The organism is Synechococcus sp. CS-197 (assembly GCF_025128215.1).
GTDB lineage: Bacteria > Cyanobacteriota > Cyanobacteriia > PCC-6307 > Cyanobiaceae > Synechococcus_C.
On sequence record NZ_JAHLZC010000017.1, the window covers coordinates 155,513 to 174,772 of the forward strand.

Annotated in this window: 25 protein-coding genes and 1 tRNA gene; 9 read left to right on the forward strand and 17 right to left on the reverse strand. The window is 59.9% G+C overall.

Going from position 1 to position 19,260, the window contains the following annotated elements; all coding sequences use genetic code 11:
- Nucleotides 1-24: 24 nt before the first annotated feature.
- From KQ296_RS07785 to KQ296_RS07805, 5 genes are all read left to right on the forward strand, one after another.
- The gene (locus KQ296_RS07785) at nucleotides 25-321 is read left to right on the forward strand and encodes a hypothetical protein (protein WP_311133862.1); all 297 of its coding nucleotides are present in this window, start codon (nucleotides 25-27) and stop codon (nucleotides 319-321) included.
- Between the two features lie 46 nt (nucleotides 322-367).
- Nucleotides 368-664 (forward strand): hypothetical protein, encoded by a 297-nt coding sequence (locus KQ296_RS07790; RefSeq protein WP_011933816.1) that lies wholly within the window; start codon nucleotides 368-370, stop codon nucleotides 662-664.
- A 60-nt stretch (nucleotides 665-724) separates the two neighbouring features.
- Entirely contained in the window at nucleotides 725-1,699 is a 975-nt protein-coding gene (locus tag KQ296_RS07795; RefSeq protein WP_259726427.1) for a carbamoyl-phosphate synthase L chain, read from the forward strand.
- Nucleotides 1,700-1,846: 147 nt separating this feature from the next.
- A complete protein-coding gene (locus KQ296_RS07800; RefSeq protein ID WP_259726428.1) occupies nucleotides 1,847-1,981 on the forward strand; it encodes a Nif11-like leader peptide family natural product precursor in 135 nt (44 codons plus the stop codon).
- The gene (locus KQ296_RS07805; protein WP_259726429.1) at nucleotides 1,968-2,126 is read left to right on the forward strand and encodes a hypothetical protein; all 159 of its coding nucleotides are present in this window, start codon (nucleotides 1,968-1,970) and stop codon (nucleotides 2,124-2,126) included. The genes KQ296_RS07800 and KQ296_RS07805 overlap by 14 nt, the downstream gene beginning before the upstream one ends.
- A 102-nt stretch (nucleotides 2,127-2,228) precedes the next feature.
- On the opposite strand, the gene KQ296_RS07810 is transcribed toward KQ296_RS07805, so the two are convergent.
- Nucleotides 2,229-2,453 (reverse strand): DUF1651 domain-containing protein, encoded by a 225-nt coding sequence (locus KQ296_RS07810; protein WP_259726430.1) that lies wholly within the window; start codon nucleotides 2,451-2,453, stop codon nucleotides 2,229-2,231.
- A 130-nt stretch (nucleotides 2,454-2,583) separates the two neighbouring features.
- Nucleotides 2,584-2,712 carry a hypothetical protein gene (locus KQ296_RS07815; RefSeq protein WP_259726431.1) on the reverse strand — a complete coding sequence of 43 codons (129 nt, stop codon included), beginning with the start codon at nucleotides 2,710-2,712 and terminating at the stop codon, nucleotides 2,584-2,586.
- A 32-nt stretch (nucleotides 2,713-2,744) separates the two neighbouring features.
- Between KQ296_RS07815 and KQ296_RS07820 the strand changes: the two genes are divergently transcribed.
- Nucleotides 2,745-3,656 (forward strand): hypothetical protein, encoded by a 912-nt coding sequence (locus KQ296_RS07820; protein WP_011933812.1) that lies wholly within the window; start codon nucleotides 2,745-2,747, stop codon nucleotides 3,654-3,656.
- A gap of 464 nt (nucleotides 3,657-4,120) precedes the next feature.
- Nucleotides 4,121-4,540 (forward strand): hypothetical protein, encoded by a 420-nt coding sequence (locus tag KQ296_RS07825; RefSeq protein WP_259726432.1) that lies wholly within the window; start codon nucleotides 4,121-4,123, stop codon nucleotides 4,538-4,540.
- Nucleotides 4,541-5,960: 1,420 nt separating this feature from the next.
- On the opposite strand, the gene KQ296_RS07830 is transcribed toward KQ296_RS07825, so the two are convergent.
- Nucleotides 5,961-6,034: transfer RNA gene (locus KQ296_RS07830), tRNA-Arg, on the reverse strand.
- Nucleotides 6,035-6,102: 68 nt separating this feature from the next.
- On the opposite strand from KQ296_RS07830, the gene KQ296_RS07835 reads away from it, so the two are divergent.
- A complete protein-coding gene (locus KQ296_RS07835) occupies nucleotides 6,103-6,849 on the forward strand; it encodes a helix-turn-helix domain-containing protein (RefSeq protein ID WP_041428919.1) in 747 nt (248 codons plus the stop codon).
- A 1-nt stretch (nucleotide 6,850) separates the two neighbouring features.
- Here KQ296_RS07835 and KQ296_RS07840 read toward each other — a convergent pair whose 3' ends face one another.
- Together KQ296_RS07840 and rsmI are read right to left on the reverse strand one after the other, a co-directional pair.
- Nucleotides 6,851-7,078, reverse strand: a complete 228-nt coding sequence (locus KQ296_RS07840) for a hypothetical protein (protein WP_041428917.1) — start codon at nucleotides 7,076-7,078, stop codon at nucleotides 6,851-6,853.
- Between the two features lie 22 nt (nucleotides 7,079-7,100).
- Nucleotides 7,101-7,967, reverse strand: coding sequence for a 16S rRNA (cytidine(1402)-2'-O)-methyltransferase (rsmI, locus tag KQ296_RS07845; RefSeq protein WP_011933807.1), 867 nt, complete (start codon nucleotides 7,965-7,967; stop codon nucleotides 7,101-7,103).
- Nucleotides 7,968-7,990: 23 nt separating this feature from the next.
- On the opposite strand from rsmI, the gene KQ296_RS07850 reads away from it, so the two are divergent.
- Nucleotides 7,991-8,902, forward strand: a complete 912-nt coding sequence (locus KQ296_RS07850) for a 3'(2'),5'-bisphosphate nucleotidase CysQ (protein WP_011933806.1) — start codon at nucleotides 7,991-7,993, stop codon at nucleotides 8,900-8,902.
- A 12-nt stretch (nucleotides 8,903-8,914) separates the two neighbouring features.
- Here the strand turns inward: KQ296_RS07850 and KQ296_RS07855 are convergent, their stop codons facing one another.
- The 12 genes from KQ296_RS07855 to KQ296_RS07910 form a co-directional block, all read right to left on the reverse strand.
- Complete coding sequence (locus KQ296_RS07855) at nucleotides 8,915-11,080, reverse strand: polyribonucleotide nucleotidyltransferase (protein WP_011933805.1); 2,166 nt, start codon at nucleotides 11,078-11,080, stop codon at nucleotides 8,915-8,917.
- Between the two features lie 161 nt (nucleotides 11,081-11,241).
- Complete coding sequence (gene rpsN, locus KQ296_RS07860) at nucleotides 11,242-11,544, reverse strand: 30S ribosomal protein S14 (protein WP_011933804.1); 303 nt, start codon at nucleotides 11,542-11,544, stop codon at nucleotides 11,242-11,244.
- A 43-nt stretch (nucleotides 11,545-11,587) separates the two neighbouring features.
- Nucleotides 11,588-12,676, reverse strand: a complete 1,089-nt coding sequence (gene rseP, locus KQ296_RS07865; protein ID WP_011933803.1) for an RIP metalloprotease RseP — start codon at nucleotides 12,674-12,676, stop codon at nucleotides 11,588-11,590.
- 19 nt (nucleotides 12,677-12,695) lie between these two features.
- Nucleotides 12,696-13,973 (reverse strand): serine--tRNA ligase, encoded by a 1,278-nt coding sequence (gene serS, locus KQ296_RS07870; RefSeq protein ID WP_011933802.1) that lies wholly within the window; start codon nucleotides 13,971-13,973, stop codon nucleotides 12,696-12,698.
- A 58-nt stretch (nucleotides 13,974-14,031) separates the two neighbouring features.
- Nucleotides 14,032-14,193: a hypothetical protein gene (locus tag KQ296_RS07875; protein WP_011933801.1), complete on the reverse strand. Its 162-nt coding sequence runs from the start codon at nucleotides 14,191-14,193 to the stop codon at nucleotides 14,032-14,034.
- Between the two features lie 72 nt (nucleotides 14,194-14,265).
- Entirely contained in the window at nucleotides 14,266-15,765 is a 1,500-nt protein-coding gene (locus tag KQ296_RS07880) for an AAA family ATPase (protein ID WP_011933800.1), read from the reverse strand.
- Complete coding sequence (locus tag KQ296_RS07885) at nucleotides 15,758-16,312, reverse strand: DUF177 domain-containing protein (protein ID WP_011933799.1); 555 nt, start codon at nucleotides 16,310-16,312, stop codon at nucleotides 15,758-15,760. Before KQ296_RS07885 ends, KQ296_RS07880 begins: the two co-directional genes overlap by 8 nt.
- Nucleotides 16,309-17,460, reverse strand: a complete 1,152-nt coding sequence (gene yidC, locus KQ296_RS07890; protein WP_011933798.1) for a membrane protein insertase YidC — start codon at nucleotides 17,458-17,460, stop codon at nucleotides 16,309-16,311. The genes KQ296_RS07885 and yidC overlap by 4 nt, the downstream gene beginning before the upstream one ends.
- 75 nt (nucleotides 17,461-17,535) lie before the next feature.
- Entirely contained in the window at nucleotides 17,536-17,967 is a 432-nt protein-coding gene (locus tag KQ296_RS07895; protein ID WP_011933797.1) for a PH domain-containing protein, read from the reverse strand.
- On the reverse strand, nucleotides 17,964-18,359 hold the full coding sequence (locus KQ296_RS07900) for a ribonuclease P protein component (RefSeq protein WP_011933796.1): 396 nt from the start codon (nucleotides 18,357-18,359) through the stop codon (nucleotides 17,964-17,966). Before KQ296_RS07900 ends, KQ296_RS07895 begins: the two co-directional genes overlap by 4 nt.
- 24 nt (nucleotides 18,360-18,383) lie before the next feature.
- On the reverse strand, nucleotides 18,384-18,521 hold the full coding sequence (rpmH, locus tag KQ296_RS07905) for a 50S ribosomal protein L34 (RefSeq protein WP_011128745.1): 138 nt from the start codon (nucleotides 18,519-18,521) through the stop codon (nucleotides 18,384-18,386).
- A gap of 54 nt (nucleotides 18,522-18,575) precedes the next feature.
- On the reverse strand, nucleotides 18,576-19,166 hold the full coding sequence (locus KQ296_RS07910; RefSeq protein WP_011933795.1) for a DUF2808 domain-containing protein: 591 nt from the start codon (nucleotides 19,164-19,166) through the stop codon (nucleotides 18,576-18,578).
- Between the last annotated feature and the right edge of the window lie 94 nt (nucleotides 19,167-19,260).

Here is a 19,260-nt window from a genome sequence, read left to right on the forward strand (position 1 = left end):
GGCCAAACCAATCATGGAGCGTTGGTGGGAGACTGGCTGTTGTTCCAAGGCATCGGCGCGTTGAATCCATCCACCATCAGGCGCTTTGTTTTCACGCTGATCACCGGATACCTGGCGATTTATGGAGTCAGGCAGATTCCCTATGAATTTCCCAATGAATGGGGCGTCATCATCCCAGTTCTGATCGTCGTCTATATCATCACCGTTTGGCTTGATGGACTGATCTTTAACGACGTCACAGCAGTGGGCCCGTCGGATCGTGTTGCAGAAACGCCAACAAAGACGAAGCCCAAAAAACGTGCAACTGGGTTTGGGGATTAAGCGGCCTATCGCTGCAATCGGAGCTGGTCTTGACGACAATGGTTGCATGACAATTCCTCGCTTTGACGCCGCCACCGCTGCGCTCCAACGCCTGCTTTTGAGCAGCATCACCCCTGCTATGGCAGCAGAAACGGAAGGCATGGCAAGCATCAGCGAGCGCATCAATGCCTGCATGGAGCGGGTGAAGGTTGATGCCTCAGAGGGTGCTGCTCTTGTTGCTGAATGCGTTCCCCATGGACGAGTGATGGTGGCCCAGGCGCAGAAGACCTTGGCAAACCTTGAGGCTTTAGCAGTGATGGAGACGCTTGTAGCTGAACTCGATGAAGTTCAACGAGGGGGCTGATGGACGCTGCAATCACCTGAGATTGCCTCTAAGTTCGTCCTCATCTCGCATCAACGCTCCATGCGCAAGTGCCTCTCAATCGCCTGTGTAGTGGCTGCGGTCGTCACCACTGCTCATCAACCTCTTCACGCAGAGACAGGTAGCGCAGAGGACCTTGGTGTGATGCGCATGAGCCTCAAGGATGTGGTGAAGCCACGCATCGGATTTCAAGGGCAGACCCAAGCCGCTGGCACTCCCAACGAAGCAGGCGTTGGAGGATTCTTGCCTCTCGTTGTGAATGACAATAGTGTTGTTTTCTTTGATGCTCTGGCCAACGTGAATGTTGCCGACTTCAAGAACTACTCCAGCATCATCAACACCACGGTTGCGGGAACCACGATCAGCACGTCATCGCGCTTGGGTTATCGCTGGCTCAATCGCGACCGCAGTTGGATGTTGGGTCTGAATGCGGGATACGACTCAAGACCCATGGCGACGGGGTACGCCGAGAAAGGCGTCAAAGTGAGCGATCAAAGGTCAGTCTTCTTTCAGCAAGTGGCTGTCAATGCAGAGGCTGTGTCTGATACCTGGAACGTCAATGCCTTTGCCTTGCTTCCTATTGGTGAAACGTTGGCCAAGCTCAATAATGTTTACACAGCAAGTTCCTTGAATACCTATGGATTTGATGTCGGCTATTTCATTACGCCAGTGCTCAACGCCTCGCTTGGTTATTACTATCAATCTGGCGATCTTGGTACTGCGGAAGGGTCAGGGGTGCTGGGGCGGTTGGCGTACGAGATGACCAGTGGCGTTTCAGCCGGTCTCAGCGTCTCGTACGACGATGCGTTTGCAACCCGAGTATCAGCCGATTTTGAGGTTCGCCTTGGAGGGCCAAAGACAACCGCACTGCGCAATGATGTGCGGCAGCAACCTGTGATCAATGCCTTGCTCAAAACACCCGACCATCGGGATGTGAGGGTCGGCGAACCCACGGATTGGTGTGTCGCGTTCGCAGGCGAACAGTGCATCATTTTTGTCGACTACTCACGCCTTTGATCGATCGCGCGACAGCCTCAAGGTTGAGTGTGAATGCGCAGGCGCTTTCAATGTCTTCAGTGACGTAATCGAGGTTTGGCAATCTTTTTTGTTGCCAGTTGCCTCCGCTGACGACCGTTGCTTCAGGATGTAGCTCCACGCGTTCTCATGTCAGAAGAGGATCTCAAAGTTTTCCTGGAAGCCGTCAAGGCTGATGCAGGGCTTCAGGAGAAAATGAAGGCAGCTGCCGAGCCGAGCCGTGGTAGCGATTGCCCAGGCTGCGGGCTTTGTGGTAACCGCTGAGGAGCTAAAGAGCGCTCAGGCGGAGGTTTCAGAAGAGGAGCTGGCAGCTCTGGTTGGTGGAAAGCAGACACAGCAACAGATGGCCGAGGCAAAAGTTCAGGAACAGATTGCCCAGCTGAATGCTGCGGCAGCAGCGAATGAGTAGCTGGTGCCAGCGTCGTCGCATCGGTTTGGCGGGGGTTTGCTGCCTGCCGACCCTGCTTGCGGCCATTGATGAGGGTTGATTCGGAGCCATGCAGCGTGGCTCTCATCTGAATCGCGACCAGCCAACCTTCTGCAGCTGCAGCCACATCTCGATCCCTAGGTGCCGCAGCATGCGCTGTTCGCGAATCGGATTGCCCAAAGGCTGCCGCAACCGGTAGGTGGAGACCAAGACGAACTGAGCGTGCTGCGTGGGCTTATCGGGTTTGATCCTGATCACCAGCTGCTCGTCTCTATTGACCAGCCAACCCTCGCCGTCGTGCTTTTCCATGTGATGGGCGTAATCAGGTTTCTGCTGCCACATCCGAGCCGATGACAAGGCGCTGAGTACGTTCGCTCAGTCTGCTGCCCATGCAAGCACCGTTGCTCACGATCGTGTTCACACCGGGCGGGCAATGCTTCTAGCCCAGATGGTGACTGGGGTCTGAGCCGTTCACCAGGATTTCACCAGAACTGTTCCAGCGCTGCACCAGGGCTGTGTAGTGGGGTTCACCAGTACGGCTGTGATCTTGAAGGAGTCGAGGGGGCAACACCCCCACATCAACATTCACTCCTTAAATCAATGACCAACAACACTTCCACTGTCACTCCTTCCACTCAAATCTTGGACGCAGCAAAACAAGCTCAAGCTCTTGCTGATGCAGGCAACGCTCTTAAGCCCTTTCTGCCTCAAGAGGCTCAACAAACTGTTGAGGGCGTTGACAAAATTGCTAATGCCATGAACGCCACCGGCGAAGCCATGAGGCATTTTGGTTTCGATGAAGCAGAGCCTGATTCCATCACAGGTGCTGGTCAGACCATGGGGCCTGCGTTGAGCATGGGTCCACAGTTTGATGTTGGCGATGATCCTGCTATGGAGACACGAAAAACAGCCACGAAGCTGGCGATTAAATCGCTGGAAAAAGGTTTGCAAGGACCGGCGCGCGTTGCCGTTTCACTGCCTGGTGTCATTAACGGCTATGCCGACAAAGAACAAATCAGTAAGTCACCAATCGAGGAGATCAAAAATTCAGAAGATAAGACGAAGGCTATTGCCTATCACGCTCTCTCCCCATTCACAACTTCAGAAGAAGTTCTTTTGCACAAAGCGCACAAAACCTGTCATGATCCCAATGCACAGGTTCAAGAAAAAATCATTGCCACAGCAAATCATGCAATAGTTTCCGTCGCAAATAAAACAGTTCTCGCCCCGGTTGCATTGGTGGAGCAGGGATTCCGTTGGATTATCAGTTGGTTCGATGAGGATGAAGGCTATGAGGGAGATCGCCAAGCCTTCGAGTCCAGTGCTGAGCGGCGTGCTGCAATCTTTGGATCCACCCCTGAAACACTGGCACCGATTGATCTCAACTCTTCAGTCGTTACTGATGTCTCTCAGCAGCAAGATGCTCCTGGGGCTGATCTGGTCGGTGCTCAGATGAATCAAGGAACGGAACCCTATCAAGCACAAGATGGCAAATACGCAGTCTTGGCCTGACCTCAGATCACATCACCTCAATAGCATCATCCCCATCAGCAATGGCGGGGTTTTTTGTTACAGCGGGGAATGCTTTCAGCAGTTCTGAGAGCGAATTGCACGGCGCCTTTGGGCTGAATCCAAAGGAGATTCCCCTGAGGCATTTGGCAGGACCTGCAGCGGACAAGCGAGGGCGCGAAAAGGCGCGTGAGCGCCGTCGCTAACAAGGGAACCGATTGGGTGACCAAAAGAAAGGTCTAAAGTCAAGGAAAAGAGGCAAAGCTTTACATGGTCTAACGGTGAAAGGCTTCTTCCGAGGGTCGGCTTGCCGAACTCCCTGCTACTCCCTCAACCGAGGAAGACACGGGGAACACCTCAGGCGATAACGCCTGTGTCATGCCTTCGACACGCAGATGACCCTGCGACCTGACAGACGAAACGAACAGGCTTGTGGAGTTTCGCCTGGGGGTCGGCCTCTTATCCAGTTGGGTGATGCCCGATACTCCACTGGTGTCCTATCTATTGATCAACGCACCTCCAACATTGAAAAGCTTATGTCTCAACAACTCTCGCAAGAAAAAGTCAACGCCTTTCGGTTAAGGCAACGCGACACAGGCTGGGGCTATGCCTGGGCACATCTGTTGCCCTTCGTTGGCCTTTATTACGCAGTGACCCGGCGCACCATCACACCCTTCCTGGTGGATGTGCTGGGCTCAATTGCCATCATGATTGTATTCTTAATCCCTGCAGTTGCGATTGAGGATGAAGAAGCATCAGTGATGTTTTCTATTTTAGGCAATCTCACGGCCATCGCCGCAACGCCGTTCCTCGTCAAAAATGGTATTGATCGTGCTCGGAAAGCAGCACACAAGTCCCTTCATGATGCAGGTTACTGGTCGAAGTGAGCTCGACGCCTCATCTGGACCACGGAGATCAAGCCAGGGCTGAATGCTGGTGCGTTGCTGCGTCTAATAACTGCGAGGTGTGTGTTGGGTTGATGTGGCCGAAAGTCGCCCAGTTGAGCGAGACAGACGACTGAAATCGGGCGGCATAATTACTCGTATGGGGCAGGTGCTTTCCAGCCGAAGGCGATGGTGAATACATCGGAGGGATGACTTCCACAATACCTAATTCAAATGAAACTCTTCAACTCAATTGCTACCGCTGTTGTTTTCGGCGGTTTATGCATCGCTCCTAATCCCGCTAAAGCAAGAAACGGCTGGGTCTTTCTAGGATCACAGGTTAGCGCGGACTACTACATGCGTCCTCTGGGAAAAAAGGCGACATAGTACGAATTGAAGGTCAATGGTCTGACTATCCAAAATCGAGCATTTGGGAATACAACTGCTCTTTATGGCAAAAAAGACTGATTGAACACCCCTCAGGGTGGACATCTATTTCCCCTGGGTCAGTTGCTGGCGTGATAGGGAAGATGATTTGTCGCTATCCATCTCCTGGTAATGCTTTCACCCCGTCAGCAATGGCGTAGTTTTTTGTTACAGCGGGGAATGCTTTCAGCAGTTATACCTACCCAATGACCCGTGGCATCACACGATGATGGGCTGCAACCTCAGGCAGAAGCAGTTTCAACAGGGTCAGCACCTAAAGAGACGCTGCAAGCTCTGGGCACCGACCTGGCAGAAGGCGGCCCAAAATCCCCTTAGATAGGTACGATCACTATTTTTGTTCCCAAGTTCGCCTTGACTGACCGTTCCTTCTACTACTTTTGCCAACTCTAAATGCCAAGTATGTGTGAAGCACAATCGTTGTTAGTACACCACCATATAACCAAAAGAATTCTATGTCTTCGCACATTTCGTAGGAACCCTTGCATGACAAATCGATCCATACCATTCCGGTAAAGAGAATAAATATGCTGAACAGCTGAGAAACGACAAGAGCTGAGAGCTTAAGAAAGGTTATGAATTTCATGGTTCGTTTGGTATCTGAGGACAATTTGATCATGGATTCAACTCGTACTTTGCCCCGTCAGCAATGGCGGGGTTTTTTGTTGCTTGGTCGCCACCTCACCTCTCACTCAGCAAATCGTTCCACGTCCCTGATCCATACCTGCCCTCTCGCAGCTGACGGCCACGCTCCTGCATCAGCCGCAACTCCTCCTCTGTATCTCTCTCCCACCATTCCGGCCCACGACACCGGCGGCGGTAATCCTTCCACTGCTGCTTTTGAGTTTCTATCGGGTCTGCCCCGGTGACGGCGCTTTGGCATCAGCGCAATGGGCTCAACAACCGCCGGGAGATCAACAACACGAAATGAAGGCTCTCGGCACAACCAAGAGCCCTCTGCCTGACGCGCCTTTGTGTACGCCCCCTGATGGATTCGAACCATCGACCGACTGCTTAGAAGGCAGTTGCTCTATCCAGCTGAGCTAAGGGAGCTCGCACGGCCATTCTTGCAGTCGATCCCGACGGCGCCGCCTACTGTTGGAGGCTGTGCAGTGCAGGCGATGGCCCCAAGCCGGCTTACCGACAATCAGAAGCAAGAGCTCCTGGAGCGTTACCGCCAAGGTGAGTCCAGTGCTGCTTTGGCGGATGCCTTTGCATGCAGTGCCAACACGGTGAGTCGCACCGTTCGCTCCTTGCTGTCGGAGGAGGAGTACAGCGCTCTCAAAGCGTCCCGTTCTCGGGGTGCTTCAGCATCAGTGCCACAGCCGCAGCCCCAGCCTGAGGCTGCTGTGGAAGTGTCCGTTGAGGATCCGGTCAACCCCGAGGGGGATGACGACGCGTCTTCGGGCCTGGCCCTCGACGATGCCGATGATTTCGGCGCGGATGAGCCGGAGGCCCTCGCGGAGGAAGAGTCTGGGGAAGGTTTCCCGGGCGGGGAGGAGTTTCACGAAGTGGCGGTGCTGCCCGTCGATCTGCCCCAGGTGACGACCAAGCAGGTGCACTGTCTGCCGTTTGCGGCTGGAGTGCTTCCTGACAGTGTCTACATGCTGGTGGACAAGACGGTTGAACTGGATCCGCGCCCTCTCAGCGACTTTCCTGAGCTTGGTGTGGCTGATCCGGACGAGCAGGCCCTTCAGGCGCTCTGCCTGTTCACCAGCCCGCGCACAGCCAAGCGCCAGTGCGGCCGCAGCCAGCGGGTGATCAAGGTGCCTGATACCCAGGTGTTTGCCATCACCACACGCCACCTGGTGGCCCGTGGCATCACCCGCCTGCTGGTGGAGGGTGCGCTCTACGCGCTCGACGCCTGATTCAACGTTTGGCGTCTGGCAGCAGCAAGGCCGTGAGGCTGCCGCCTCCAAGCAAACCCAGCACTGCACTGACGCCCACCACAAAGCCCGCTGGCAGCGGTGCGGTGGAGCCCACACCCAGGTTCAGGCGGTAACGGTCTCCCAGATTCTGAGCACCGAGGCAAAGCACCAACAGCAGGGCAGCACTCCCGCCCACGGTGATCATCAGCAGACGCAGGCGCAGCAGCATGGCGCCAACCATCGAGGCTTCGTCAGTCTGCCTGCTTTTCCGCTTCATGCAGTAGCGCATACAGCTCTCGGCGGCTGCGCCCGCTGGCCGGGGCCAGCTCCCTGGCTGCTTCGCTGGCTTTCAGCCCCCGCTTGATCAGCTCGCGCAGCTCCTCGAGGCAGCGCTCGTCGCTGTACTGGGGCACTTCACGGGCCGTGGCCCCTCCCAGCACCAGGGTGAATTCCCCCTGGGGAGCGTGCTGGGCGAAGTGCTCCAAGGCGGCCTTCACGCTGGGACCCACCTGCTCCTCATGGCGTTTGGTGAGCTCCCGGCCCACCTGCAGTGGCCGCTCGCCACCGCAATGTTCCGCGAGCTCCTCCAGCAGTTTGAGCAGGCGATGGGGGGCTTCGTAGAGCACCGTTGTGCGCTGCTCAACGGCGAGATCCTCCAAGCGCTCCTTGCGTTCCCGCCCCTTGGTGGGGAGGAATCCCTCGAAGCAGAATCGACCACTGGGCAGACCGCTGCTCACAAGTGCTGTGGTGGCGGCACAGGGACCCGGGATGCAGATCACCCCGTGGTTGGCTTCTCGCGCTGCCCGCACCAGCTCCTCTCCTGGGTCGCTGATGCCCGGCAGACCGGCATCACTGATCACGGCAACGCTGCGGCCGTCCCTCAGTTCCTCCAAGAGCTGGGGGATGCGGGTGTGGGTGTTGTGCTGGTGAAAACTGCAGCGCCGCGCCTTTGAGCCCAGGGCGCTGAGGAGCTGGCCGCTGTGGCGGGTGTCTTCGCAGGCGATGGTGTCCACCGCGATCAGCAGAGCTCGGGCGCGTGGGGAGAGGTCACCGAGGTGCCCGATCGGGGTGCCGACCACATAAAGCACTCCGGCATCAGGCTCGGCCCGCTGCTTCACAATGGCTCCGCCAAGATCTCTCCATGATGCCGATTGCTCCGACCCTTCCCGCCGGCATCGATCAAGCCCAACTGCTTGAGGCCCTGCGACCGCTGTGTTGGGGTGCGGCCGATATTCTCCGTGCCTACGCCCGCGGCGAGCAGCCCCCTCACGGTTTTTCCCGGGCGCTCAGCGTTGAGGATGGCGGTGAAGGCCCTGTTTCGGCTGCGGATCTGGCCGTGAATCAGTGGCTTCTCGATGGTTTGCGGGCGGCCTTCCCGGATGCCGGGTGGACCTTGCTGAGCGAGGAGACCGCCAAGGAGCAGCTCACCGCAGGCCAGCCCCTTGCTGCTGAGTGGCTCTGGATTCTCGACCCCCTCGATGGCACCAAGGATTTTCTCCAGGGCACGGGGGAATACGCCGTGCACCTGGCTCTTGTGCAGGGGGAGCGTCCCGTGCTGGGGGTGGTGCTGCTGCCAGAGGCCGATGAGCTCTGGTTCGGCGTGGTGGGCCAGGGCAGCTGGTGCGAGAACCGTGCTGCCGAGCGCAGCCCCGTGCGCTTCAGTGATCGCAGCGAGGATCTGGTGCTCGTGGCCAGCCGCAGCCATCGCGATGAGCGGCTGGAACGCCTGATCGATGCCTTGCCCTTGGGCAGCTCCAAGGCGGTGGGCAGCGTTGGTTGCAAAGTGGCCACGATCCTGCGTGGAGAGGCCGATGTGTACATCTCCCTGTCTGGGAAGAGTGCTCCGAAGGACTGGGATATGGCGGCCCCAGAAGCGGTGTTGCTCGCGGCAGGAGGGGCCTTTACCCATGCCGATGGCCGTCTTCTCACCTACAACACCGGCGACATCCGTCAGGCTGGATGCCTGATCGCCAGCCATGGAAAAACCCATGCCGCCCTGGAAGATCAGGCGGCACGGGCGATGGCAGAGATTGATCCGGGGTTCCCGGTTTGACCCGGGTGCTCCTCAGTTGAGAGGGGCGACCGGTGTGGGAGCCGGTGCGGGTTCGGCCTCCTCACCGTTCTGAGGCACGCCGCGCAGGGTGAGGTTGATGCGGCCACGGTTGTCGATCTCGCGCACGCGCACGGTGACCTCGTCGCCCACTTTCACCACATCCTCCACTTTTTCCACGCGCGCTTCGGACAGCTGGGAGATGTGAATCATGCCCTCCTTGCCCGGAAGGATCTCCACGAAGGCACCGATCGGAATGATGCGCGTGATCGCACCGCTGAAGACTTCGCCTTCATTCACCTTGCGGGTGAGCCCTTCGATGATCTTCTGCGCTTCATCGGCCGCCGCTCCGTCGTGGGAGGCGATGGTCACGATGCCGCTGTCTTCGATGTCGATCTTGGTGTTGGTGCGCTCGGTGATGCCCTTGATCGTGCGGCCGCCCGGACCGATCACGGTGCCGATCAGTTCCGGATCGATCCGGAAGCTCAGCAGACGCGGGGCATGGGGAGACAGTCCGTCGCGCGGTGTGTCGATCGCCTCCATCATCTTTTCGAGGATGTGCAGGCGTGCCGGTCTGGCTTGATTGATGGCCTCGGCAATGGTGCCCATCGCCAGCCCGGTGATCTTCATGTCCATCTGCAGGGCGGTGATGCCCTTGTCGGTGCCGGCCACCTTGAAGTCCATGTCGCCGAGGAAATCCTCGATGCCCTGGATGTCGGTGAGAATCCGCACCTCATCCCCTTCTTTGATCAGTCCCATGGCAGCACCACTCACGGGTGCTTTGAGGGGAACACCGGCATCCATCAAGGCCAGGGTGCTGCCGCACACAGAGCCCATGGAGGTGGAGCCGTTGGAACTCAACACCTCGCTCACCACGCGCACCACGTAAGGGAAGGTGTCCTTGGCGGGCAGCACGGGCAGGATGGCGCGCTCTGCCAGGGCGCCATGGCCGATTTCCCTGCGGCCAGGTGAGCGCATCGGCTTGGTTTCACCCACGGAGTAGGGGGGGAAGTTGTAGTGATGCAGATAGGTTTTTTCAGTGCTGGGATTCAGGTCATCCATCTCCTGCGCGTCACTGGGGGTGCCCAGGGTGGCGGTGGAGAGCACCTGGGTCAGCCCGCGTTGGAAGAGGCCAGAACCATGCACGCGTTTGGGAAGCACCCCGGCGGCAGCACTGATCGGGCGAACCTGGTCCAGGCTGCGGCCATCCACCCGCTTGCCGTCCTTCACGATCTGCTGGCGCATCAGCTTCTTGGTGAGCGCCTTGAAACTGGTGGGAAGCGCTTTGCTGTTGGCTGACACCAGCTTGCGCACCGGATCGCTGTCTTTCAGAGCTTCGATCGTTTCTGCGGTGCTGCTGCGGATGGCATCGAGCTTGCTGTCACGATCCGCCTTGCTTTGGTCGAATTGGCTGAGCACTTCGCCGATGGCCTTGGTGCATGCCTTCTCCAGATACACCGGCAGGGTGGAGTCTTCTTCAGGTTGTTCCGGCTTCACCTGCTCGATCCCCGCGTCCTTGAGGATCGACTCCTGGGCTTTGATCAGTTCGCAGACGGCTTCGTAGCCAAAGTCGATCGCTTCGATCACGTCCTGTTCGGGAAGCTGATTGGCTCCGGCTTCCACCATCACGATCCCTTCCGGTGTGCCTGCCACCACCAGATCCAGATCGCCTCGCTCGATTTCGCGGTAGCTGGGATTGAGCACGAAGTCGTCGCCGAGCAGGCCGACGCGTACGGCGGCCATCGGTCCGTAGAACGGAATGCCGGCCAGCAGGGTGGCCATCGACGCACCGGTGACTGACAGCACATCAGCCGGGACGCGCTCATCGAGGGACATGCAGGTTGCAACGATCTGCAGGTCATCGCGGAGCCAGCTGGGGAAGAGCGGCCGCATCGGCCGATCGATCAGCCTGCTGATCAGGGTGGCCCGCTCGGGGGGACGGCCTTCCCGGCGCATGAAGCTGCCTGGGATGCGTCCTGCGGCGTACAGCCTTTCTTCGTAGTCGCAGATGAGAGGCAGGAAGTCGATGCCTTCCCGGCCTGAGGAACGGGTGGCGGTGACCAGCACCGAGGTGTCACCACACTCGATCATCACGGATCCGCCGGCCTGGGGGGCATAGCGCCCCGTGGTCAGCCGAATCTCCCGACCGTCGAAGGAGATTGACTGTGTCTGACCTTGCACTTGTGCTTATGTCTTTCTGTCAAGTGTGATTCTGGCATTCAGCAGGAACGAATCGCCAATTCCCGCCAGTCCGCATGGGTTTTGTTCGGTGTTGAGGCAAAAAAAAGGAGGTGATTGATCACCTCCGAACCTCTTTGAGTGGCGTTCCAGCGGAACGGTGATCACCAGCTGGACTTCACCACGCCGGGGAGCTCGCCTTTGTGGGCGCGTTCACGCAGCTGGTTGCGGCACAGCCCGAAATCGCGATACACGCCCCGGGGCTTGCCGGTGGCCCAGCAACGATTCCTCATGCGGGTGGGAGCACTGTTCCGGGGCAGGCCCTGGATCTTGCGGTGGATTTCCAGACGCTCCATGGGATCCTCCGCTGCATTGAAGGCGGCCATCAGGGCCGACCGCTTGGCGGCAAAGCGCTCAACCATCTTCTTGCGCTTCGCATCGCGAGCGATCATCGACTTCTTGGCCATGCAGCGGTGGGAAAAGAGCAGTTCAATCTGAAACTTTACTGCTTCATTGGCCCATCAATTGGCGCACCACCGTCAGCTGGCTGGTGTCACGCACGATCAACAGCACGCTCAGGCCGAGCACGAGCAGCAGGCTGGATTGCATCACTGCCAGTTGGAAGCGTTCGGGCAGCGGCCGTCCCCGCAGACCCTCCAGCAGAAGGAAAACCAGTTGTCCGCCATCAAGAAGGGGAAGGGGCAGGGCGTTGAGGACACCAAGATTGATGGAGATCAGAGCCAGGAACAGGGCCAGGCCAGACCCTCCCTGGCTGGAGAGTTGTGCCCCCATCTCCACGATCTTCACGGGCCCAGACACCTGCTGGGCGGTGGAGCTGAAATCGGTGAACAAACTGGCGTAGCCCGACACCGTTCGGCTGAACAGACTGGCGAATTGCCTGCTGCCAGCGCTGATCGCTTCCAAGGGAGAGCGCACCGGACGGCTTCCACCACCCATCGCCACCTGCAGCTGGGCGCCGATCCGACCGGTGCCCTGCTGGTCAGCGGGGGTGAGCCGCAGGGTGCTGACAGCCTCACCGCGCTGAACCTCGAGTTCAAGCTTCTGGCCGGGGCTGCGGCGGATCGGTTCAACGGCGGCCCGAACCGCTGACTCTCCGCTGCCGAGGGTTTGGGCATCGATGGAGAGAATGCGATCTCCTGGTCTCAGTCCGGCTTGAGCGGCTGGAGCGCCGTCCTGCACCGTCATCACCACCACGCCGGGAGCTGGATCACCGGGAACACCGGCCGCGGCCGTATGGCCCACCAGCACCAGCCAGGCCAACAGCAGATTCGCCAACACCCCGGCACTGATCACGAGCACGCGTTGGGGGATCGGACGGTTGCGCAACAAATCCGGATCATCCAAAGGAATGGATTGATCGTTGTCGTCGTCGTCATCGGGGAAGGAGACGAAACCGCCAAGGGGCAGCAACCGCAGGGCATAGGTAACGCCGTTGCGCTCGGTTTTGAGCAGCGCTGGCCCGAAGCCCACAGAAAAGCCGTTCACGCGGATGCCTTGCAGGCGGGCGGCCAGAAAATGACCTGCCTCATGAATCACGATCAGGAGCCCCAGAGCGAGCAGTGAGGCCAGAACGTTCATGAGGATTCACGCAGTCGGATCATTCTGGCTGGAGACGATCCGAACCGAAGTAAGGCACGAGCGCCTGGGGCAGGAGAACACTGCCATCAGCCTGCTGACCGTTCTCCAGCAGGGCAGCCATGGTGCGGCCGATGGCTAGGCCGCTTCCGTTGAGGGTGTGCACAAGCCGGGTGGTCTTGCCGTCTTTGGTGCGGATGGATGAGCGCCGCGCCTGGAAATCGCCGCAAACGCTGCAACTGGAGATTTCCCGGTAGGCCCCGGCCCCTGCAAGCCACACTTCCAGGTCGTAGGTGCGCGCTGCGGAGAACCCCAGATCACCGGTGCAGAGCTCGAGCACCCGGTAAGGCAGCTCGAGCGCCTGAAGAACGGCTTCGGCATCGGCGGTGATTGCCGCATGCGCCTCGTCGGCGTGGTCGGGATGCACAAACCAATACAGCTCAACTTTGTTGAACTGATGCAGGCGGATCAGGCCCCGGGTGTCGCGCCCGTAGCTGCCCGCTTCCCGCCGGAAGCAGGGGCTGTAGGCCACGTAACGCAGGGGCAGTTGATCGAGCGGAATGATTTCATCGCGGTGCAGCGAGGTCAGCGGTACCTCGGCTGTGGGGGTGAGCCAAAGGTCGTCGTCCGCGCAACGAAAGCTTTCCTCAGCGAATTTGGGCAGTTGGCCTGAACCCGTGAGGCTGGCGCTGTTCACGAGCACCGGAGGCAGAACTTCGCGATAGCCCTTGCCGGTGTGGAGATCCAGCATGAAGTTGATCAGGGCTCGCTCCAGGCGCGCACCCTGCCCGAACAACGTCACAAAACGGCTCTGCGCGATCCGCACCGAGCGTTCACTGTCGAGCAGGCCCAGGCGATCGGCAATGGCCCAGTGCTCATCCAGCCCCTCCTGGCGGCGTGGGTCTCCCCAGCTGCGGACCTCGATGTTGTCGTTCTCGTCCCGGCCGTCCGGACAGGCGGGCGAGGGGAGATTGGGAAAGGTGAGCAGCTGGGTCTTCAGCTCGGCGGCCAGTTGACGTTCCTCGTCCTCCAGCACGGCCACCTTTTGTTTGATGGCGTTGCCCTGCTGACGCAGCTCAGCCACGTCGCTGCCCTTCGGATCCGCCCCTGCCTTGATCTTGAGGCCAACCTCCTTGCCCACACGGTTGCCTTCGGCTTGCAGGCTGCTGCGCTGCTCCTCGAGGTCGCGCTGCTGTTGGGCCAGGGCTTGCAGGCTGTTGAGATCAACCGTCAAGCCGCGGCGAGCAAGCTCCCTAGCCATCAGCTCAGGGTTCTCTCGCACCAGACGCTGATCGAGCACAGGGATTTCAATGATGGCGCGGGCAGCCTAAGCGTCCGCCTTCAGAGCTTCGGCTGAGTCAGAGAACCTGGCCGACCATCACAGCCGCCACGGCGGAGAACAGAGTGATGCCGAGGGCGGTGATCGGATTCTGGCCTTGCACCACGGCAACAGTGGTGATCACTCCAGCGCCAAGGCAGGCGGCGGCGAGTTGGGTGGTGAGGTCAGTGGTACGGTTCACAGCCGAATTTTCTGTAGTCCCGGCAACCTACGGAGCTTGTTCGATGTCGTCTCGACGACACCCCTGGATTCGTTACGGCGCGTCAGGGTTCGTTACTTGCCGCAATGAAGCGGGCCTGGCACGGCCTGCGCTGGCCCACTGCTTCAGGGCGTCGAGCTGTTCGCGGGCCGTGCGCGCCAGGGGCACCAGCTGGGATGCAGCCTTGATCAGATCGCTTTCGTTGAGCTCCCGGCGCTCCGCAAAGGCGAGGTGCATCGCTTCGATGACCACCTGCTCGAGCTCGGCGCCGGAATAGCTCTCCGTGCGGTCCACCACGGTGGACAGGGGCAGATCGAGTTGCGGCCGTCTGCGCTGGAGATGGAGGCTGAGGATGCCGCAGCGCTCCTCTCGCGATGGCAGGTCGAGAAGGAAGATCTCGTCAAAGCGACCCTTTCGCAGCAGTTCGGGGGGCAGGCGCTCCACACCGTTGGCCGTGGCCACCACAAACACAGCGGAGCGTTTCTCGGCCATCCAGGTGAGCACCGTGGCCAGAACCCTCTGACTGGTGCCGCCGTCGCTGCGGCTGTCCTGGCCGAAGCCCTTGTCGATTTCATCAATCCACAGCACACAGGGCGCCATGGCTTCGGCGCGCAAAATCATGTCGCGCGTGCGTGCCTCGCTGGCCCCAACCAGCCCTGAGAACAAACGGCCCACATCCAGCCGCAGCAGGGGCATCGACCAGCTGTGGGCAATGGCTCGGGCGGTGAGTGATTTTCCCGTTCCCTGGGGACCCACCAGCAGCACACCGCGCGGCAGGGGCAGCCCGAAACGCCGTGCCTCGTCGCTGAAGGCGCGGTGCCGCTGATCGAGCCAGTGCTTCAGGGTTTCCAGCCCACCGATATCCGCGGGCGTGGCATCCGTGCGGCAAAACTCCAGCACCTCGCTGCGGGCCAGAGACAGGCGTTTCTCCTCGAGCACATCGCTCAGATCGTCGCGGCTGAGGCAGCCCCGCTGGGCCAGGGCCTTGGCGGCCACATGCCTCACCCTGGCTTCGCTGAGTCCGCAGCAGGCGTGGGTGAGCTCCTCCAGCACGTCCTCCTCGAGGACAGACCCACTGGCTCTGGCGATGTTGCTCAGCAGCGTCCGCAATTCCTCCTCCCGAGGCAGGGGCAGATCGAGAAGGGTGAGCGCTTCGTCGAGGTCGGCAGGGGGCGTCCACTGGCCGCAGCTCAGGATCAAGGTGTGGGGGGTGGATCGCAGCTCGCTGGCCAGATTGCGCAGCATGCGTGCGATGCCCGGGTCATCACAGAACCGATGCACATCCTTGAGCAGCAGCAGGGTGGGGTCGTTGCTCGACCGTTCCTTTAACCACTGCAGAACCGCCATCGGCTGCCGAGCCCCCAGGGCCTCCTGGCCGAGAGCACCGCGAAGACCGCCAACAAAATCCCAGCGCGCCAGCAAACGGTCGCCGAGACGGTCACTGGCCTGGGCCAGGAGGGCCTCCACCCTTTCTTCCTCGTGGCTGCGGATCCAGATCAGGGGGGTTCCCGAGCGGATCAGGAGATCCAGCTGACGGCTCCAGGATTCAGTCATCGGGTTGGTCGGACGGTGGCTGCATGGAAGCCTGAAGATCCCGCAAAGCCTGCCAACGGGGATCCTTCAGTGGCGTTGGTGGTGTGGAGGCTGCTGGGGTGCTGGTCTGCAGGGGGGGGCCTGGGCAGTGATCTCCGCAGAAGTTGACCACCGACATCTGCAGACTCAGTTGCTCAAACACCCAGCGTTCAGGCTCGAAACGCCCCCGTGGGTCCAAACACTCCATCAGGCCTTCGGGGACTGCCGCATCCAACTCTGGAGTGCTGACGTTGGCATCGGAGGGATCCGAACCAAGCCAGATCAGTTCGCGATTCTCGACGTTGAGTTCCTGATTGAAGTGACCAAGGCAGCGGTCACAGCGCAAGCAAATGATGGTGCTCAGGGACCCTTCAACCTCAAGGATGTTGCCGCGGTGTTCGGCGCAGACGCGCCCGCGGATCGGTGTGAGGCTTGCAAGCTCGTCGTGGGTTCCATCCACCTCCCAAACCCTGGGTTGACCCAGGGCCTGGAGCTCTCGCAACGCCACCGGCTCCAGGCCGGGAATCATTTGTTTCCGCCTTTGGGTTCAAAGGGCAGGCGGCCGGCCTGGGATCCACCACCGGCCGTGGCGGTAGCAGGGGTCTGGGCCTGCTGTTTCATCTGGTCATCCAGGATCGCTTGCAGGTTGTCGGGAAGTGCTTCGCGGGTGAGCAGGAAGGTCTGCAGGGCCTGGAAGATATTGGCGATCACCATGTAGAGCAAAACGCCGGCCGGCAGTGGGAAGAACAGAAACATGCCAGTGATCATCACAGGCGTGATCTTGTTGGCCGTGGCTTGCTGGGGGTTGGCCGGCATGCCCATGCCCGACAGGAGCTGGGAGATGAAGAGGCTCAAGCCGAAGGCACCCACGAGGATGGCGATGTCCCAGTTGATGGATCCTTCGGTGTAGAAGCCCACTTGGCCAAGGGCCTTGATGAACAGAAAGCCGCTGCGTGCTGCCAGTCCTGGGATCTTGCCCTCAACCGTGGCATCCCCCGGGGCCAAGGCCTGGATGGTGCCGTCCTCAGAGACGGACACCACCGATTCCCCTTTGGTCACCGACCAGCTGGGAAGGAAGGACTGACCGTTCTCCACGTCGCTGAGAACGTTGCTGAAGGGTTCTCCGCTTTTTGTTTGGAGCTGAATCTGGACGTTCTCTCCGGCGCCGATCTTGGTGCCACCGGGGAGGCTGGCAATCACGGGCACGTGATCGGTTTCCGTCACGAAAATCGAGTGACTGGCGCTGTTGAACGGTTTGGGATCAACGGCGGCGATCTGCTCGGCAGGCAACACCTTGAGATTGAGGGTGTAGGGGACGTCGGCGAACGGTGATCCCCGCAGGGTGGCGAACAGGGCGAAGAGGATCGGCATCTGCACCAACAGAGGCAGACAGCCGGCCAACGGGCTGCCGAATTCCTTCATCAGTTTTCCCAGTTCCTCCTGTTGCTTCTGAGGGTTGCTGGCAAAACGGGCCTTGATTTCGGCTTGGCGTTTCTGCATCACCGGCTGGGCAATGCGCATGCGCCGGGCGCTGCGAATGGAACCAGCGCTGAGCGGGAACAGTGCCAGGCGAATGACAACCGTCAGCGCCACGATGGCCAGTCCGTAGCTCGGAACCAATCCATAGAAGAAATCCAGGATTGGCAGGAGCAGATTGTCGGAGATGTATCCGATCACGATGGCGTTCCGCGGTGTGGTGAAAGGTGATGCCAGTGTGCAACAGCGTCGCCGCTTTTGCGGTGCTGCCGGGCGTCAGGCAGCGAAACCCTTGCTTGAGGAGTCGTCGAGCCCAGCCTGGCTGGGCTTGTTGCCCGTGGGACGGGATTGGATGCGCTCCAGGATGTAGGTCTCGACCTCTCGGAAGCGAGGCAGCGAGCGCATTTCCAGCCTTGAGCCATCGGTGAGCACCAGCACCATGTCTCCCCAGGCGCCAAATCCTCTGGGCACGCAACGCACTTCGCTGATCTGGCTGTAAACCACCTGGCTGCGATCACGCCCCATCCAGCCCCCACTCACAGAGACTCTGCGGCTTGTGATGTTGAAGCGGAGCCAGAGGGCCCGCACAACAGCCCCGATGGTGAAGGGGAGGCCGATGAGCGTGAAACCAAGGAGAAGGTTGATGATCAGGTCCCCCTTGGCTGGACCTCCTTCGTAGAAGGTGTCTTCCTGAATGGACTTCGTCATGGCTGGAGGCCCGCCTCTTCAAGCAATCTGTCGCATTCTTCCAGCAAGTTGGCTTCATCGGCGTCAGCGCCGGGCCGAAGACTGATCAGCAGCCACACATCGCTGTGGGTTGAGCGCGCTTCGAAACGCAGGCGAAGGTGGTCGTGCAGCAGACGCCGGAGACGGTTGCGCACGACCGCACGTTTGTGCACCTTGCCGCTGATCACCACAGCGATCCTGCAGCTGTGAGGCTGCGTCTGCGTCAACAGCCCGTGGATGTCGCGACGGAGCAGTTTTGCGTTGCTGGGCGCTTTGCGCAGCACCATCCAGGTGCCGTAATAACGCTTGCCACGCCTGTGCAAGTGGTCAAAGCAGCGATGGCCACGCAAACGCATGGAAGCGGGCAGAACCATCGCTAACAGTGTGCTGGAGCCGGGTCAGACGGCCAGGCGACTGCGACCACGCTTGCGGCGGGTGCGGATCACGCGGCGGCCGGTATGCGAACGCATGCGCACGCGGAACCCGGAAACGCGCTTGCGCTTACGGCTCGTACCACCGAGGGTTCTTTTCGTCATGAATCTGTTCCGGCGTCCGGCTTTTTCTCAAGAGGAGAGTTTATCAGGGAGGGCTCAGTCGATATCGATCAACCAGCTGCCGAGATAGCCGGCCACGGGCACATCACCAGGGGCCTGGGCCAGCGCGTTGAACTGATACATGCCCTGGGAGTTGGGATTGAAGATGTTCATCACCACGGCGTAGGTGCCTCCTGTGGGGATCGGGGAATCGGGGAACACCTCAATCGCGGTTTGCTTTTCGTTCACCTCGAACACAGCGGGCAGCACCTCTTTGCAACGGCTGCGGGAGAGAACACCGCCAAGCTTCATCTTGCAGAGCGAGAGGTTCTTGGGCTGAATCCGGGCGTTGAAATAGCTCGGCACCGTGATGCTCAGCTTGAGGATGGCGGTCTTGCGATCCTTCGGCCTCAGCATGAAGAAGTACTCGGCCCGCTCGAGTTGCTGCGTGCTGCTCTGCACGAAGTAGAGCTTCTTGTAATCCTTCGAGCCATCCCAGCGAAATTCAAGCAGTGATGGGGTGTTCTGGGCCCGTGCGGCTGGAGGTGCGGCAGGGAGCAGAAGGCTTGCAGTGCCGATTGAGCCGGCAACGAGTGCGGCGGCGACACCAGCACGGCGGGGGGTGAGTCGGAACAGGCTTCGAGTCATGGAATCGGATGGCTTAAGGCGATGTCGCCGTGGGACGTGTGTGAATTGTCCTGAGAATTGCGCGTTGATCGGCCCCTCAAGGGTCGGCCCTTCA

Bases quoted from the DNA above. Each gene is read 5' to 3' on its own strand.
- KQ296_RS07790 (WP_011933816.1), top strand. From the start codon at position 368: ATGACAATTCCTCGCTTTGACGCCGCCACCGCTGCGCTCCAACGCCTG.
- KQ296_RS07795 (WP_259726427.1), top strand. From the start codon at position 725: ATGCGCAAGTGCCTCTCAATCGCCTGTGTAGTGGCTGCGGTCGTCACC.
- KQ296_RS07800 (WP_259726428.1), top strand. From the start codon at position 1,847: ATGTCAGAAGAGGATCTCAAAGTTTTCCTGGAAGCCGTCAAGGCTGAT.
- KQ296_RS07810 (WP_259726430.1), bottom strand. From the start codon at position 2,453: ATGGAAAAGCACGACGGCGAGGGTTGGCTGGTCAATAGAGACGAGCAG.
- KQ296_RS07820 (WP_011933812.1), top strand. From the start codon at position 2,745: ATGACCAACAACACTTCCACTGTCACTCCTTCCACTCAAATCTTGGAC.
- KQ296_RS07835 (WP_041428919.1), top strand. From the start codon at position 6,103: ATGGCCCCAAGCCGGCTTACCGACAATCAGAAGCAAGAGCTCCTGGAG.
- KQ296_RS07840 (WP_041428917.1), bottom strand. From the start codon at position 7,078: ATGCTGCTGCGCCTGCGTCTGCTGATGATCACCGTGGGCGGGAGTGCT.
- KQ296_RS07850 (WP_011933806.1), top strand. From the start codon at position 7,991: ATGATGCCGATTGCTCCGACCCTTCCCGCCGGCATCGATCAAGCCCAA.
- rpsN (WP_011933804.1), bottom strand. From the start codon at position 11,544: ATGGCCAAGAAGTCGATGATCGCTCGCGATGCGAAGCGCAAGAAGATG.
- rseP (WP_011933803.1), bottom strand. From the start codon at position 12,676: ATGAACGTTCTGGCCTCACTGCTCGCTCTGGGGCTCCTGATCGTGATT.
- KQ296_RS07880 (WP_011933800.1), bottom strand. From the start codon at position 15,765: ATGACTGAATCCTGGAGCCGTCAGCTGGATCTCCTGATCCGCTCGGGA.
- KQ296_RS07885 (WP_011933799.1), bottom strand. From the start codon at position 16,312: ATGATTCCCGGCCTGGAGCCGGTGGCGTTGCGAGAGCTCCAGGCCCTG.
- KQ296_RS07895 (WP_011933797.1), bottom strand. From the start codon at position 17,967: ATGACGAAGTCCATTCAGGAAGACACCTTCTACGAAGGAGGTCCAGCC.
- KQ296_RS07900 (WP_011933796.1), bottom strand. From the start codon at position 18,359: ATGGTTCTGCCCGCTTCCATGCGTTTGCGTGGCCATCGCTGCTTTGAC.
- rpmH (WP_011128745.1), bottom strand. From the start codon at position 18,521: ATGACGAAAAGAACCCTCGGTGGTACGAGCCGTAAGCGCAAGCGCGTT.
- KQ296_RS07910 (WP_011933795.1), bottom strand. From the start codon at position 19,166: ATGACTCGAAGCCTGTTCCGACTCACCCCCCGCCGTGCTGGTGTCGCC.